Raw genomic sequence first — 17415 nt, forward strand, 5'->3', positions numbered from 1 at the left:
TCAGCGTACTGACTCAGCCCATTCATCCGGAATATCGACCCGCATTTCATCCAGCAATTTGCCCGTGGCATTCAACACTCTGTATCTGGCAAGAATGCCGTCGTAAAAGGCTTGTAAATAGGCTTTACGTGCATCAAACAGCTCATTTTCCGTATTCAGCACATCCAGCAGGGTGCGTTGTCCAATCTGAAACTGTTTCTCATAGGCGATCACGGTGCGGGCCGAGGCATCGACGTGCTTTTGTAAATACTGGGTCTGGCGTTCAGAGAGTTCCAGGGCGCTCCAGGCCAGCCGGGTACTTTCATCCAGCAGGCGGTGGGCTCTGTCACGTATGTCTTTGGATTTATTGATCTGGTACGCTGCCCGGCGGCTTTCAGCCATATCCGTGCCGCCGTTATACAGGTTATAGCGCATCCGTAACCCGGCTTTTAATTCGTCAGTATGACCGGGAGTGCCTTCCAGATCTTCTCCCCATTCCTGAGACGCCTCAATCGAGAAAGTCGGCCAGAAATCACCGCGCTCCTGCTTGTACTGATAATGGGCGGCATCAATATCATTGCTGGCGGTTTTCAGTGTCGGGTTATTTTCCCTTGCTGTCTCGATGGCCCGATCCAGCGAGGGGGGCAGGAAATTGATATCCACTTCCGGCTGTACCAGATTGACCGGCTGTTCACCGACTTCACGGTAAAACTCCGTCACTTTGTCCTGCACATTATTACGAGAAGCAATCAGGTTGGATTCCGCCCGTGCCAGCCGGCCTTCGATCTGCGACAGATCAGCGGTCGATCCAATGCCGGCATCGGTACGTTTTTTGATGTCGGAGTAAATTCGCTGGTGGATTTGATAATTCGATTCCGAGAGAGATTGCACTTCCTGCGCCTGCAGCACATTGAGATACACTTCAGCGACCCGCAGCGCTTTATCCTGTGCATCGGCGAGCAACTGATAGCGCTGTGCTTCTGCTTCGGACTTATTGCGCTGGATATCGTGATAGGTGATCGAACCATCCCAGATTAACTGGCTGATACTGATAGTGGCATCCGACGGATTATAGTCACCCGTGCTGTTGGTGGTGTCATCGTAGTCTTCGTAGCCGATGCCGGCTTCAAGATCGACAGAAGGCAGATATTGCCCTTTCGATGCCCGGATAGATTCATAGCGACTCATGAAATCGTTATAGGCGCTTTTGATTTCCGGGTTGGAAGACAGCGTCTGAGCGACCGCCTGCTCGAGCGATTGTGCCGAGGCCAGCCCGGTGATTAGCGCCAGGGTCAGTGCAGTACATACCTTGGTGTACAGATAGTGCATTGATCTACTCCCTCAGGGCGGAATGGCGGGCTTTCAGTATCGGGTTCAGTAAATACTGCAACACGGTACGTTTGCCGGTGATGATATCGGCCGACGCTGTCATTCCCGGTATAATGGGCAGCTGCTCACCGCTGTTATCCGCTAGATTGTTTTTTTCTGTTCGAATTTTTACCTGATAAAAGCTGTTGCCTTCTTCATCCTGAATCGTATCGGCGCTGATTTGCTCGAGTGTGCCCTCTAAACCACCATAGACAGTGTAATCATAAGCCGAAAATTTAATCATTGCCTTGAGACCTGGGCGTAAGAATCCAATATCCTGTGGCAGCACTTTTGCTTCGATCACCAGGTTATCTTCTGTCGGCACGATGGCGACTATGTCCATGCCGGGCTGAATCACACCGCCTATGGTATTGAAATACAGGGTCTGCACTGTGCCATTGACCGGAGAACGCACCAGGGTACGCTGGACTTTATCTTCTAAACCTACACTGGACTGGTTCAGGGCATCGCGCCTGGCGGTGGCCTGATTGAGATCGGCCTGAATGTCAGAGCGGAATTTGAGCGCGACATCCAGACGTTTGAATTCAGCTTCCCGAATGGCCGCTTCAATCACGGGGATCTGCAGCTCGGTAGAGCGCATGTCTTTGCGGGTATCGTTGAGCTGGCGTTGCAGTTTCAGCAGCTCTATCTCAGGGACGACGCCTTCATCGGCCAGCGGTTTGGTGATTGTGTATTCCCGGCTGGCAAGGTTATAGCCTTGCCGTTGTCCGCTGAGCCTTGAGCGGGCTTCAACCAGTTCCTGCTGCTTTTGCTGAAGTTGTTGTGCGGCAACGGCAAGCTGACTTTCAAGGGTCGACAGGTTATCGCTGTACTCGGCCTGCTGACGGTTGACCAGATCCGGATATTTGCTGAGAAAGGCGTCAGGAAACACCAGCGGTGTGCGGGAGACAGACACGGCTTTGTTTTTCTGATTCACGGTGACATTGTCAAGCAAAGCTTCCAGCCGGATAGCATCGGCCTTTGCGCTGGCAAGCTCCTGCGCCCTTTCATTGAAATCGGACTGAAAACGGGTGTCATCAATCAGTAACAGAGGCTGATTTTTTTGTACCTGTTCGCCTTCTTTTACCATCAGCGCTTTGACGATGCCGCCTTCCAGATTCTGCACGACCTGAAGCTGGGATGAAGGAATGACTTTGCCGTTGCCTGTTGTGACCTGCTCCAGCTGCGCACGGGATGCCCAGATGCCAGCTACGATAAAGAAAATGACAATAACCCAGAGCATGAGTCTGGCGCTGCCCGGTGTGTTGAGCAGCAGAGCGGCAGTTTTATCATCCACAAAATCAAGGTGCTTACGGTTCACTGACGGCGTCTTCATAGTTGTCGGCGCTCTTGCTGAAGCGGTGAAATTGTCTCAATAGCAAGACTGGGAACAATTAACCCGGATTAACACTCAACTTCTCGACTCGACTTCAGTACTTTGGGTATCAGTTCTGATTCAACATCGCTGAAAGAACGAAATTAACCCACTGAATTGCCCGGTAATGACAAGGATAGAACAAGAAAAAGTGATGTGTATCACTTCTATTCTACAATTCTTAATTATCAGATGAGGAACACTGACCCGCCGGTGAGTCAGCGAATGGGAAGAACCCGTTGCTCACGGCAAGGTTATTGCTTCCCTGCGTCAGCGAGAGATTATGGCAGAGTCTGTCTCAAATGGTCTGGCAACCCTGACCGTTGAAAACGGGGTGGTATTCGTTATCAAGCCCGATGGCTCGGTAAAACCGGTCGATTTCGCCTACCAGGTTCAGCCCGATGAACTGGTGGTCGCGAACGGCTATGCCCGCTATATAATGATGCAAAATGGTGAGCCGGTACTGGTCGATCGCCCCTGTCCGACCTGTGTGTTGCTCAATGGTGGCGGTGTTTGGGTGTCAGATATTGCCGATAATGTTCAGTTTGAACAGCCCGGCAGCGAGCAACCACCGCCGGTTGATCTGGATGTTGAACAACTGCAGGCACTGATCCTTGCCGGGGAAGATCCAACGGAAGTGTTTGAGGCGGCCGCCCTGGGCAGCAGCAGTGCCAGTGTCGCTGCCAACAGTGGTTTTGTGGTGATTGATTATGATGGCGACAGCGTTCTTACTGAAACCGGGTTTGATACTGAGTATGAATTTGCTGAGACAGACACCGAGGATGAGACGGATGTTATCTATGCCGCGAGCGGCGGCGCCAGCCTAGCTGTCTCTGTGACTGAAGGGGATTTAGCCCCCGCCACTTATCCAACTGAAACCATAGCAAGCGTCCTGGTGGAAGCCGGCACCTTACCGCTTGATCCCGCGGCATTTACCTTTGATCCCGCAACGCTGAATGTATTGCTGACAGAACTCGCTAACGAAGTTACATCCGGTGGTCAGCCCGTTGTTTTCCGTTTTGATGCTGGCCAGAATGCGATTATTGGTGAGAGTCAGGGACAAACGGTTGTCACGCTTTCTCTGGAAGCGGTAGCCAGTGGCCGTGATGTCACTGTGACGGTGACAACTGTGCTGACAGGCCCGGTTGATCACCTTGATGGCGGCGCGGGCGGCAGGGTGTCGATTGCCGGGGATACCCTGACGATACGGGCCGATGTTCAGGGCGCCGATGTGGCCGGTAATCCACTTGATGCGCCGATCAGTGTGACCGCGACCATTCTGGATGGCGCGGATCCGCAACTGGGTGCCGGTATCACCATTATTGATGAAGCCTCAGAGCTGGGGATTCCGCTTACCGGACAGGTTACGCTGGATGTCGGCAGTGACGCGATTGATACCTTAGTGTTTGATGCTGAGCAGCCATTTCTTGCCAATGTGACCAGTAACGGCAATCCCACCACACTACTGATAAATGGTAATCAACTGACCTTGCTCGATTCGTCGGGTGCCGATGTACTGACCATTACTATTAATACTGACGGCAGTTATACCGTGACACAGTTTCTGGCGGTCGATGAGGCGTCTTTGCTGGATGCTATTTTGCTGATTGGCGTGACAGCGACTGATTTTGACAGTGACAGCAGTCAGGGGGTTATCCTGATCGGGATATTTGATGGCGATACACCTCCCGGCGGAGAGACCATCAGTCTGGCGGTGACTGAGCCGGATTTGGTCCCGGATAACTACCCGGTTTCCAACAGCAGCTCCGTCACAGTTATTGCCGGGGCAGACCGCATGGATCCAACCACACTGGAAGTGGATGCCACGCAGCGTGATGCTCTGTTGGCAGAGCTGGCCGCCGACGTGCGGTCAGGCGATCAGCCACTGATTTTTACTTACAACGCGCAAACCGATGCGATTGAAGGGCGCTTATCCGATGGCACCCTGGCTCTTGAAATCACCTTGTCTGCCGTTCAGGCGCCTAATGGCCTGGATATGACGGTGAGCGCCACACTGACCCAATACCTTCCTTTAATTCATAATCAGAGCGGTAACAGCGATGGGCTGGTTACCGTGTCCGGCGAAGCGATTGTGATTACTGTCCCGCTACAGGCGCGCGACACCGATGGTGATTTCCTGAATGATCCTGTTTTAGTCACCAGTACGATTACCGACGGCCTGCTGCCAGCGTTTGGTGATGACAGTGGCGCGGTTGTGAATGAAACCACCAATGACGGCAATGCCGTTGCCGGTCAGATTGAACTCGACACTGGCAGTGATGATGTTGCGTCTGTGACGATTATTGATAATCAGGCACTGGCTGATGCCATTGGCGCTTTGTCCAGTAACGGCAATCCGGTGAGCTACAGTGTCAGTGACAATCAACTGCAGATACTGGATGAGTCCGGCACTGTTATTCTGACTGCAACCATCAGCATTGACGGCAGCTATGAGGTGATCATCACCGATTCGTTCGATGAGCTGAGCGGCGATGACCAGATTATCTTGCCTGTGGCGGTACTGGCAACGGATGACGACGGCGATACGGCGCAGGGGCAGATCACCCTGACGATTCAGGATGGTGACGATGCCGCAGGCGGAGAAGCGGGCAGCATTACGTTCACCGAACCTGATTCCGATCCGGATAACTATCCGCAGACCGGCACGGATGACATTGTGATATCGGCCGGTGCCGACCGTCTGGTGCCCGATTCGCTGGCGCTGGATCCGGCACAATTGCAGGCTATTCTTGATGACCTGAGCGCGGTACTGACCTCGGATGCTCAGACCATCACTTTCTCGGTCAATCCGGCAACGGGTGTAATGGAAGGCCGCTTGCCTGACAATTCACTGGCGTTAGCAGTCAGCTTTACGACGGCGCAGTCCGGCGATAAAGATCTGGCGGTCAGTATTACTGTCACTCAGCATGTGCCCTTAGATCATATCGACAGTACTGTCACCTCACCTTATGTCACGACCAATGGCGAGACGATTGCATTAACCCTGCCGCTGAACGCCGAGGATACGGACGGCGACAGTTTAGCGACACCGGCAGCTGTTACTGTCACTATTACGGACGGTGATGACCCTGTACTGGGCATCGATCCCGGTCTGCTGATCAACGAAACGACGGATCAGAATTCGCCTGTGATAGGCAGTATTCCGGTGGACGGCGGAAGTGATGCTATCGCTTCTCTGGTCTTTGCTGACGACCAGCCTGCGCTTGATGTTACCAGTGACCTGAATCCTGTCTCTCTGGTCGCCAACGGTAATCAGATTCAACTGGTGGATGATAACGGGACTGTTGTGATGACAGTAACGATATCACCTGACGGGCAATACGAAGTGTTGCTGACAGGCACCCTTGACCAGATTGGCGCTGATCTGGTCAGTATCCCGATGAATGTTGTGCTGACTGACGCCGATGGTGATGAGACCATAGGTGTGATCCGAGTCGATGTGGCTGATGGTCAGGACCCCATTAATCCACGAGATAGTATTGTGGTATTTTTTCCGGAGCCGGAGCTGGACCCCAGTGGTTATCCGACAACGTCCTCGGAAACGACAGAGATCTTTGCCGGGGTTGACAGGCTGTTGCCCGATTCCGTGGCATTTGATGCGGATCAGATAGATGCCCTGATCGCAGAGTTAAATGCAGAACTGAGTTCCGGTGGCGAACCCCTGACATTTGCCGTGAATGCGACGACTGGTGCGTTGGAAGGAAGCTTGGCTGATGGCACTCTGGTGCTCAGCATCTTGCCCAGCGGGGATCAACCCGAAGGTAACCGTAATGTGAACGTGACTGTTGAAGTCACCCAGTTTGCCCCTTTGGATCACCTGTCAGGTGGAAGTGATACCGGGCTGGTGAGAGTCAACGGTGCTGAAATCCGTATCAATGCGCCGATACAGCTTCAGGATGTGGACGGCGACAGCTTACCTGTGCCGGTGAACAGTATCTCAGTCATCATTGACGGTAAGCTGCCGGCCTTTCTTGACGACACTGAAGTCAGCCTCAACGAAACCGACGATCAGGGTGCCACTTTACCCGGCAGCATAGGCATTGATATCGGCAGTGACGCGATTGCCAGCCTGACGTTTTCACCGACCCAGCCGGGTCTGGTGGGCATACAAAGCAATGGCGCCGATGTGACTGTCAATCTGGCCGATGACGACACGTTGCAGGTGATCGACGCTGAAGGCACTGTTATTTTGACGGTCAATATTGACGAGAGCGGTGCGTACGATGTCACCCTGACCGGTACTTTTGACCAGACCGATTCTGATCCGCTGGTGATTCCGCTTAACGTGTTGCTGACCGATGATGACGGAGACACCACGCCGGGTACTATCACAGTCAATATCACCGACGGCGGCGATGCCGCGGGTGGCGAAAGTGTCGCTGTTGCTATAACAGAGCCGGATTCTGATCCCACCTTATACCCGGCAAGCAATAGCCAGGATGTCGTGATTGCCGCAGGTGCCGACCGGTTAGTGCCGGAATCGGTACAAATCGATCCGGCCGACGTGCAGGCATTGATCACTGAACTCAATGCAGAAGTGGGTTCAGGCACAGAACCGCTGACCTTTACTTACGACCCGGCAACGGGTGTGTTACAGGGCGCACTGGCTGATGGCACCGTCGCTGTCAGTATCGTGCTTACAGCCACTCAGGTCGCGAACAGCAATGATGTGTCGCTCAACCTCGCGATCACTCAGAACCTGCCGCTCAATCATAATTTGGCCGGTAACAGCGACGGTTTTGTGTCTGTCAGCGGCGATACAATTGCCATTACTTTCAATGTCCAGGCTGACGATGCAGACGGCGACAGCCTGATCGCACCGGTTGCGGCGACAGTGACAATCAGCGATGGCGATATTCCTGTGCTGTTCGACGAAATAGGGGTAACCGTTAATGAAACCGCCGATAACGGCGTGGTGAACAACGGTGGCAGCATCAGTGTGGATATTGGTTCTGATGCTCTGGCGTCCCTGAATTTTGCGCCTGACCAGCCCGGTTTGTCCGGTATCAACAGCAATGGTCAGCCAGTCACCTTCGCGGTCAATGGCAATGAAATTACGGTCAGCGATGCTGATGGTAACCTCATTCTGACCGTGACCATTGCGGAAGACGGCAGCTACGATACGCTGCTGACCGGCACGCTGGATCAGGATGCCAGCAACAGTATTGATTTGCCGTTAAATCTCATCATTACGGATGAAGACGGTGATACCAATACAGGAACTGTCACCATCACTGTGACCGATGGCGACGATCCTGCCGGGGGTGGCACCATTGCGCTTGCGCTGACTGAACCCGATCTGGCCCCCAGCGGTTACCCGGCCACCAACGCAACCACAGCGGATGTGGTGGCAGGGGAAGACCGGCTTGACCCGTCTACGATTGAAATCGACCCCGCACAGCTTCAGGATGTGATTGATGAGCTTGAAGCCGAGCTGACATCAGGCGGACAAGCGCTGACCTTCACATATAACGCCGCCACGGGTGAGCTGACCGGTGCGTTGTCTGACGGCACGCCTGTCCTGACGATCACCCTGACCGCCGCACAGGCGGCAAACGGCCAGGATGTGACTCTCAGTTTTTCAACCACTCAGCATTTACCGCTGGATCATAATCAGGCGGGCAATAATACCGGGCGGGTCGCGGTTAACGGCACGGATTTAGTGGTCAGTATTCCGGTCCAGTTGGCAGATGCAGACGGTGATCCGCTGCAGCAACCCGTCAATGCGCAAGTCACCATTACCGATGGCGTTTTGCCGTCACTCGGCACAGACAGCGGCACCAACTTTACCGAAACCCTGGCCGAACAGACAGTCAACGGCAGCATACCGCTGGACATCGGTAGCGATGCGATTGCCACGATCGAGTTTGCCGACAGTCAGCCATCGCTGGACGATTTGGTTTCTAACGGGGTTAACACCAGTTATACGGTAACAGGCAATGTCATCGAACTGGTAACAGACACAGACGGCACGCCTGTACTGACGGTCACCGTAAATACCGATGGCACATACACGGTTGTGCAGCACTTACCGCTGGAACAGCTTGATGACGGCGATATTACTGAGCTGGTGCTGCCGCTGATTGCGGTTGATCAGGACGGTGACAGCAGTAATCAGGGCAATCTGATCATTAACATCACCGACGGCCCGGATGCGGAAGGCGGCAACCGCACCCTCAGTATCACTGAAGGCGATTTGGAGACCACAAACCCGGCAGAGGCCTATCCGGTTGATAACGCCACTACCTTTGCGATTGCCGCGGTAACGGATGATCTGGTCGCCAGCACGCTGATGCTCGAAGCCGGCGCGGCAGACACGCTGCAAACTGAACTCTCCGCACTGACCTCAAACGGTGAGGCGTTAACCGCGATTGTTGATGAAACCGTCGATGGCGTTGTCACTATTACCTTGGTGACAACGGGCGGTAATGACCCTGTGTTAACCGTGACATTCACGGCCAGCCAGAATGGCAGCGATGTGGATGTCACCGCGACTGTCGAGCAGTTCAGTCCGTTGGAGCATGTCGATCTCAACGGCGATATCGTGCTGGCCAACGGCAGCGATATTCGCATTGATGTGCCCCTGCAGGTCGCCGACAGTGACGGCGATTTACTGACGACCCCGGATGTGACCCGGATTGCAATCATTGATGGCGATCTGCCTGCTTTTGGCAGCGATTCCGGCGTCAGTCTGAATGAAGGTGATGAGGGTATCGCCTCAGAAAACGGCAATATAGATATCGATACCGGCAGTGACGGTATCGTTGCTGTGTTTTTTGATGCGACGCAGGCAGCACTGGACAATCTGACCAGCAACGGTTTTGAGACAGATTATGTGGTGAATGGCGATACCATTACCGTCACTCGTACTGATGATCCTGCTATCACTGTCCTGACCATTACGATTGATATCGATGGTAATTATGTGGTGAACCAGACCCAGCCGCTCGATCAGTTCGATGCGCCGGATAACAATAACCTGACTCTGACGGTGCTGGCGCAGGACAGAGATGGCGATACCAGCGCGCCGGGCACGATAACCCTCACCATTGCCGATGGAACCAACGCCGACGGCAGTTTTACCGGTGTGACTGACATTGTCTTGACTGAAGGCGATCTCACTCCGGCCGATCCGGCCGATGGTTATCCGGTATCGGGACAGACAGAGTTAACGATCAATCCGGGTGTCGACAGGCTCGACCCGGCTACAGTCACACTGGACGCTGCTACGCTTGCACAGCTGATCAGCGAACTGGGGGCTGAAATCACCGCAGGCGGTCTGCCTGTGACGGCAAACTGGGACAATGCGAGCAAGGTACTGACCCTGAGCGCTGGTGGTGCGATCGTGCTGACCGCGACGCTGGTCGCCACCCAGAATGCTGATGGCGCAGGAGTTGATATCAGTCTGGTGGTTGAACAGCTTGCTCCCCTGGATCATAACGGGACAGACACTTCAGACCTGGTGGTGTCGCAAAATGATCAGATCCAATTCCAGTTACCGGTTCAGGTGCAGGATACCGATGGTGATTTTCTCGATAACCTGGTGCCGGTCAATGTGACGATTCAAGACGGCGATGACCCGGTTGTGACTGCGATTGAAGCGGTCATTGTGACAGAAGCCGATCTGGATGGCGGCAGCGGCGTTCATCCGGGCACCAATCCGGGCGGTGACGGCGAATCTGCTACCGGCCAGATCACGCTGGACTCCGGCTCAGATGAAGTGGCTGAATTTGTTGTTGATGTGGATGCCTTCAATGCCGCCAATAGCGGGCTGACTTCAGGCGGCAACCCTGTGACTCTGGTCTATGATGCCGGGACAGACACCTATCTGGGCCGGGCCAATGGCATCACAGTGTTCATTCTGGACTTCGATGTTGCCTCGGCCAGTTACACCTTTACCCTGACAGGAGCGCTTGATCACCAGCAACCGGATAACGATACCAGCCTGCAGATTGATTTCACCGTTTCCGCCGTCGATCAGGATGATGACCCCAGTGCTGCCGTTACACTGTCTGTGACCGTGAATGATGATCTGCCTGTCACGACCGATGTGACCTTCGATACCTTAGTGGAAGGACAGACAAGCAGCACGCTGGATCTGCTGGCGGTCAGTCAGGAAGGGGCCGATGATGCACAAGTGACGGCCATTATTGACGCAGACGGTAACCGGACCGACTTAGCCAGCGGCACGCCGGATGCCAACGGGTTTGTTGCGATAGATATTTTTGAAGGTGGCCAACTGATTGGCCAGTTATTTGTTCACCCGGAAGGCGACGCGTTTTTTGTGTCGCAGCCCGATATCGATCATGCAGACACCGCCCTGAGCAGCACGCTGACGTTCGAAGTGCTTGATGGCGATAACGATCTGGACACCAGCCTGATCAACCTGATTATCACAGATGACAACCCTGTGCTCACGGTTGATCTTGCACAAGGCGTGGAAGAGCAGGGGCGCAATCCGGACCCGGATGAAAGTCTGGCCGATCCTGCTCTGGGGATTCCTGTCACCATGTCAATCGATCTGGGCGATCAGGACAGAGGCGAAACCATCGGTGAGGTCTTTATTGTTCTGCCGGCCGACCCGCACGGGGATTTTTATCTCGACGGTGTGCTGCTCACCCCAACCGGCGGTCAGGTACAAATTCCGGCCAGTGCCTTTACTGATCCCGACGGGGACGGCGTGTTTGAGCTTGAAGGGGTCACCTTTGTGCCTGACCCCGATTACTCGACGGCTGCCGAGCCTGGCTTCTTGCTGGATTTCACCGTGACCGCCCAGATTGACGTCACAGAAGGCACGCCGCCGGCTCAATTGACCGGCATTTTGTCCGTTGATGTCCAGGGTATTGCCGATGTGCCTGTCTGGGACGGCGCGGCACAGGTGCACTACGGCAACGGGCAGGAAGACGGTGATAACATCAATATCGGTCCGTCATTTAACGCCTTGCTGCAAGATACCGACGGTTCCGAAGAGCTGGTGTATATAGTGCGTATTGTCGAAGGGGAAGGCCAGATAGTCGGCGAAGGGCTGATTGATCAGGGCGACGGGTCTTTCTTAGTCCCGGTCAGCCAGATCAATACTGTGGCGGTCGACCCTGTCGATAACTTCAGTGGCGATATCCGGCTAGAACTGATAGCGCAGAGTACGGAAACCCTGAATCCTCTGGTCGGTTCGGAAACCGCCCAGTCTGTGGTTCAGGAAGTGGTGATCAATGTACTGCCGGTGGCAGATGATGCGCAGCTCAGGGTCACTCGTGTGGAAGGGCTGGAAGATGAACCGATTCCGCTCAGTGATCATATTACCCTGACCGAGCTGGACGATACCGCGGATGACTTTGGCGTTGAAACCCTGTTTGTCCGTATTTCTGGCCTGCCTGATGGCGTTGTATTGCTGCAAAACGGCACACCACTCAGCCCGGATGCCAATGGCGTCTATGAATTTGCTTACACCGATATCGGCGAGATTCAGTTGCAGCCTGTGCCGGAAAGCAATGTCGACTTTTCCTTTATTGTGGAAGGGATTGTGCGTGATCAGGTTGACATCACGCTGGCAGACGGCACCACCACTACGGCAACCGATGAGCGGGTGATCCCGGCTCAGACCATCAATGTCGCGCTGACCGGTGTGGCCGATCAGCCCTTCATTGACACCACAGGTTCCATCTGGACTGAAGTGCCCGGGGAGGATGCGCTTGAGACCACCATAGAGGAAGGCGGTCAGGTTACGGTCGATTTCATGGTGTCGTCGGGAGAAAAACCCAATGCCCCGGATGACGACTCTGAGATTTTGTCGGTTCTGGTGGCCAACATTCCTGAAGGTACGGTGATCTTTGATGCCTCGGGTAATGAACAAACCCTGATTTTTGCCGGGACAGATCCGGATACCGGATTGCCCAGGTATCAGCTGAGCCTGAACGGCAGTGTTACCGCCGGCGATATTGTGATTCAGCCACCACCCAATGCGACCGAAGATGTGGTGCTGGATGTGCGCTATGTGGTGACAGAAAATGATGGGGATCAACTGGTGTATGACACCAATCTGATTATCCATATTGAACCTGTCATCAACAGTGGCAATTACACCCGAACCAGTCAGGGGCTGGAAGATCAAGCGGTCACGATAGACTGGCAGCCCGTGCTGGCGGACAGCAAAGAGTTTGCCACCGGCCTGACAATTCAGAACATTCCGACAGATCCCGGTTACTCACTGCAAATTAATGATGGCGGCAGCATCACGACCCTGACTGTTGACGGCAGTGGCTCAGTGACACTCAGCGCGGCGGAATTTGCGTTGTTGCAGGGCGGGGCTCAGCTGCAGCTCATCGCACCGGAAGACTCAGATCTGGATGTCACCCTGACCACAGTGGTAGACATGCAGGAAGATGATGTCGACTCACCCGCGGTGGCTACTGGGCAGGTCACCGGCACTATTACGCTGGATATTCAGGCGGTTGTCGAACCGGATGCCGGCATTGGGGTACAAATTGGCACGGACGGCAGCGGCAATCCGATTTTTGAGGAAAACGAGATCACCGTCGATGGCGAACTGGACTTAACCGGTGGTCCTGATTCCGTCGGCATCGTCGCGTTTGAAGATTTTGATCCCAGCAGCGACGAAGTGATCACCAATGTGGTGATTACCTTTTTAGATCAGCCCAATAGCGGATTTGTGGTGATCGGCGGTATTAACAACGGGGACGGCAGCTGGGTGGTGCCAGCCGGAGATATTGATCAGATCCGCATTATCGCGCCGCCCAATTTTGTCGGCTCGGCGCAAATTGAAATCGCCGGCGAAGTCCAGGATCTCAGTGATGACGGCGATGCCAGTGCCATTGTCATCGTCTCTGATGTAATCACCGTGAATTTCAGTCAGGGGGATTTTGATAAATTCGCGGGCGACATTGTGGTTGATGATTCTGTTGTGGTGCTGGGCACTGAAGATACTCAGGTCGAATTAGGCGACTACTTGCAGCAGATTGTGCAGGTGGACACTGCATCCGGCGATCAGGGCGACGATGAGTTCTCTCTCGTCATCGATGCCAGTTTACTGCCGCCGGGTGCCTCGATATCCGGGATGGAATTTAATTTCACCACTGGCCAATACCAGATCAAAGCCCCCGTTAATCCCGACGGAACCGTGGATCTGACCGGGGTAACACTCAATCTGCCGCAGGATTTCGCCGGTGATTTCATGCTGGAAGTCCGTTACGTCAACACGGATATTGTCAGTGGTGATACCAATCAGGTGACAGACAGTATCCCCATTCGTATCTCGCCTGTGGTGGATACACCCAGTTCCACTATTTCGGTGGTCGACACCCAGGGATTGGATGCCAACCGCCAACCGGTGTCGGAATCCGGCGAACCGGAAGTCATCGTTTCAGGTACAGCCTATGAAGACGGCCTGATTACGCTGGATCTGGGCGGTGTGGTCGGCGACATCAGCACCACCCAGGAAGAAGGTCTGGAAACCTTTACTCAGGTCATTGTCACTGTGGCCGATCCGGCCACCGGGTCATTAGTGGATGCCGAGGGCAATCTGGTCACCAGTATCACGATTACCGATACCAGCCAGCTCAGTGCGGTCCGGTTTCAGCCTGCAGAGGATTACAGCGGTACTGTGGAATTATTGCTGAACGCCGATGTGCAGGATCTGGCGGTCTTTGATGAAACCCCGGGCGCAGCAACCGAAACGGATACGGCAAACGTCAGTGGCAGTACCAGCTTTGAAATTATTGCGGTGAACGATCAGGTCGAGTTTATCGGTACCGATGTCCCCATCGTGCAGTTTGAAGACTCATCGGAAATTATTCTGGGAGGGATTTCCGGTGCCGCCCTGGATATTGACGGTTCAGAGCAGTTTTTGTCGGTCAAGCTGGAAAATGTGCCTGCAGGTTTTGTTGTCTTAGGAGCAGCAAACAACGGGAATGGCGAATGGTCGTTTCCGGCAGGGGGAGGCAGCAATATCACTGTTGTCCCCCCGAAAGATTTCAGCGGTGTGGTGAATATTGACATTGTGGTCTTCACCAAAGAAGACAGCCTGCCTGATCCGGTTGAATTTCGCGATACGTTCAATCTGGTGATTATCCCGGTGGCAGACGGGGTGGATACTGACATTACAACCACAGCCGCAGGCACGGAAGATCAGAATGTTGAGCTGATCCTGAATATTCAGGCCATCGATGATGAACTCAGCGTGGCAGAGGCTCCGAATGTTAATGAAACCGGTCCTGAAATGCTGCAGATCATCGTATCCAACGTGCCGGATTCCAGCAGCATTGAACTGCCACCGGGTGTACCCGGCAATGTGACGGATAACGGTGACGGCAGCTGGACGGTGCAAGTGGAAAGCGCCTCGCTGGACAGCCTGATATTCGTGCCCGGTGATGCCAACAGCAGCAACTGGAACGGTCAGTTGGCTCTGGATATTCGCGCTGTCGATTTAGATGACGAAGCCACGGATGATCTGGCGGTATTTGAAACCATTACAGTGACACTGGACAGTGTCAACGATGCGCCGGTTAATGAGGTACCTGCCGATCTGCTAACCGTCGATGAAGACACAACTTTGCTGATTAACACCCTGCAGGTGACAGACGTCGATGTCGATGAAGACACCGAAGGGACAATGACAGTCACCCTGTCAGTCACCGACGGCGTACTGGCGATCCCTCCCGGCAGTCCCACAGGCGCGTTAAGTATCAGCGGCGACGGCACAGGCACCTTAGTGCTGGAAGGCTCTATCACGGATATCAATGCCTTGCTGACCAGTGGTATCAATTTCACCCCTGATGCTGAATTCAGTGGTGATGTCACCCTGACGATGACCACCAATGATCAGGGCAATACCGGCATAGGCGGGGCACTGGAAGACACAGACACTGTCACCATCCAGGTACAGGCCATTAACGACGCCCCTGTTTTGCCTGTGATACCGGATCAGACGGTCGACGAAGATACGCCATTGATAATTAACGGTCTGTCGGTGACAGACGTTGATTTTAATGACGCCGGATCAACCGGCGTGATGACGGTAACCCTGAGCGCGACCAATGGCGCCCTGACGGTGACCGTTCCCGGCGGATCTGGCGCAACCGTGACAGACAATGGTACGGAGAATGTCACCCTGGAAGGCAGTCTGGATGAGATCAATGCCATTCTGGCTGCGGGTGTCAGTTATCAGGGCGAGGCCGGTTTCAATGGTGATGACGTCGTGACCGTGACGGTGAATGACAATGGCAATGTGGGCACAGATGGTCCTAAATCGACCTCAACTACCGTCAATATCAGTGTGTCGCCGGTGGCGAACCCGCCAACGTTGACGCTAGCTGTTCCGCAAACGGCAGCCATGCGCGGCGCACTGGGCGCTTTGATACCGCTGCTGGGGCTGGAAGCGGTGGCCGCCGATCCAAATGAAACCCTGACCGTCGAGATTCGTAATCTGGGCGCCGGCCAGCTGGTGGACAGCAGCGGCACCGGTATCGGCACCGATAACGGGGATGGCAGCTGGACAGTGACCCCTGATTTACTCAGCGAGCTGTTTGTAACCGGGCTGCCGGCAGGGACGAGCAATCTGGAGGTAGTGGCCATCTCGGAAGAAACCGACGGCAGTCAGGCAGAATCAGCTCCGGTTGCGATTGAAATTCGTATCGATGATCCGGCAACCACTGGTGGTGAAATTGGTGCTGGTGATGGCGGCGAGCCGAATCTGGTGATCAGTGGTGACGGTGACGACACCCTGTTTGGCGGCGACAGTGATGATATTCTGATCGGCGGATTAGGTGCGGACATTCTGATTGGCGGCGCAGGCGATGATATTCTCTGGGGCGGTGAAGAGGGTGGCTCCGGCGACGGGGTACGCGACCTGTTCAAATGGATAGCGGCGGATTTGGGCAGCGCGGGCAGTGCCGCAACGGATACAGTGAAAGATTTCGAATCCGGTATTGACGGGATTGACCTGACCGAAGCGGTCGATACCTCAGGCAGCACCTCCTTTGTTGATTTGGCTGCGCAGATCCAACTGGCCGACAGTGGCAGTGATACGCTGCTCAATATTCTTGACGGCGGCGCTCTTGTGCAGAGCATAGTGCTGGAAGGCGTCAGTCAGGCCAGTTTACTCGGGGAAGATCCGGCCGGATTAACCGACGGAGAAAAACTGGAAACCCTGTTCAGCAATGGCTCCCTGCTGCTGGATATCAGTTTTGCCACCGCAACCAATGATGTGCTGACGGCACAAACGGCGGGCAGCACCCTGAGCGCACTGGCGGGTGATGATACTCTGATAGCCGGCCCCGGTGATGACATCTTAACCGGCGGGGAAGGCGCCGATAATTTTGTGATCAATACTGCCTCTGTCACTACACCGGCCAACACCGATGTGATTACAGATCTGAATCCCGGTGAAGATGTGCTGACCCTGTCGGATGTGTTGCCGGACGACGGTGCTGATGAGCTCACCCGTCTGCTGGATAACATTGACGCCAGTATTGATGCCAGCGACAGTGTTAACCTCACATTGAACACGGCGGACGGTGAACACAATGTGGTGCTGGAAAATCTGGACCTGGGTGGTCTGGGACTGGATATCAGCTCAAGCGCGACAGACATTGTCACCTCCCTGTTCGACAACAATGTGTTTAACCTGGATCCCTAGAGGTTGATGTAATAAGCAAGCC

General features: G+C 54.4%; 3 protein-coding genes. 1 reads left to right on the forward strand and 2 read right to left on the reverse strand.

Going from position 1 to position 17415, the window contains the following annotated elements; genetic code table 11:
- Complete coding sequence (locus tag D6M16_RS15950) at positions 1-1308, reverse strand: TolC family outer membrane protein (RefSeq protein ID WP_120512809.1); 1308 nt, start codon at positions 1306-1308, stop codon at positions 1-3.
- Between the two features lie 4 nt (positions 1309-1312).
- Positions 1313-2683, reverse strand: coding sequence for an HlyD family type I secretion periplasmic adaptor subunit (locus tag D6M16_RS15955; RefSeq protein ID WP_120512810.1), 1371 nt, complete (start codon positions 2681-2683; stop codon positions 1313-1315).
- A 322-nt stretch (positions 2684-3005) separates the two neighbouring features.
- Here D6M16_RS15955 and D6M16_RS22300 point away from each other — a divergent pair, with 322 nt between their 5' ends.
- The gene (locus D6M16_RS22300) at positions 3006-17393 is read left to right on the forward strand and encodes a retention module-containing protein (RefSeq protein WP_162941068.1); all 14388 of its coding nucleotides are present in this window, start codon (positions 3006-3008) and stop codon (positions 17391-17393) included.
- Positions 17394-17415 lie beyond the last annotated feature (22 nt).

It is taken from the genome of Photobacterium salinisoli, from assembly GCF_003614885.1.
GTDB classification, from domain to species: domain Bacteria; phylum Pseudomonadota; class Gammaproteobacteria; order Enterobacterales; family Vibrionaceae; genus Photobacterium; species Photobacterium salinisoli.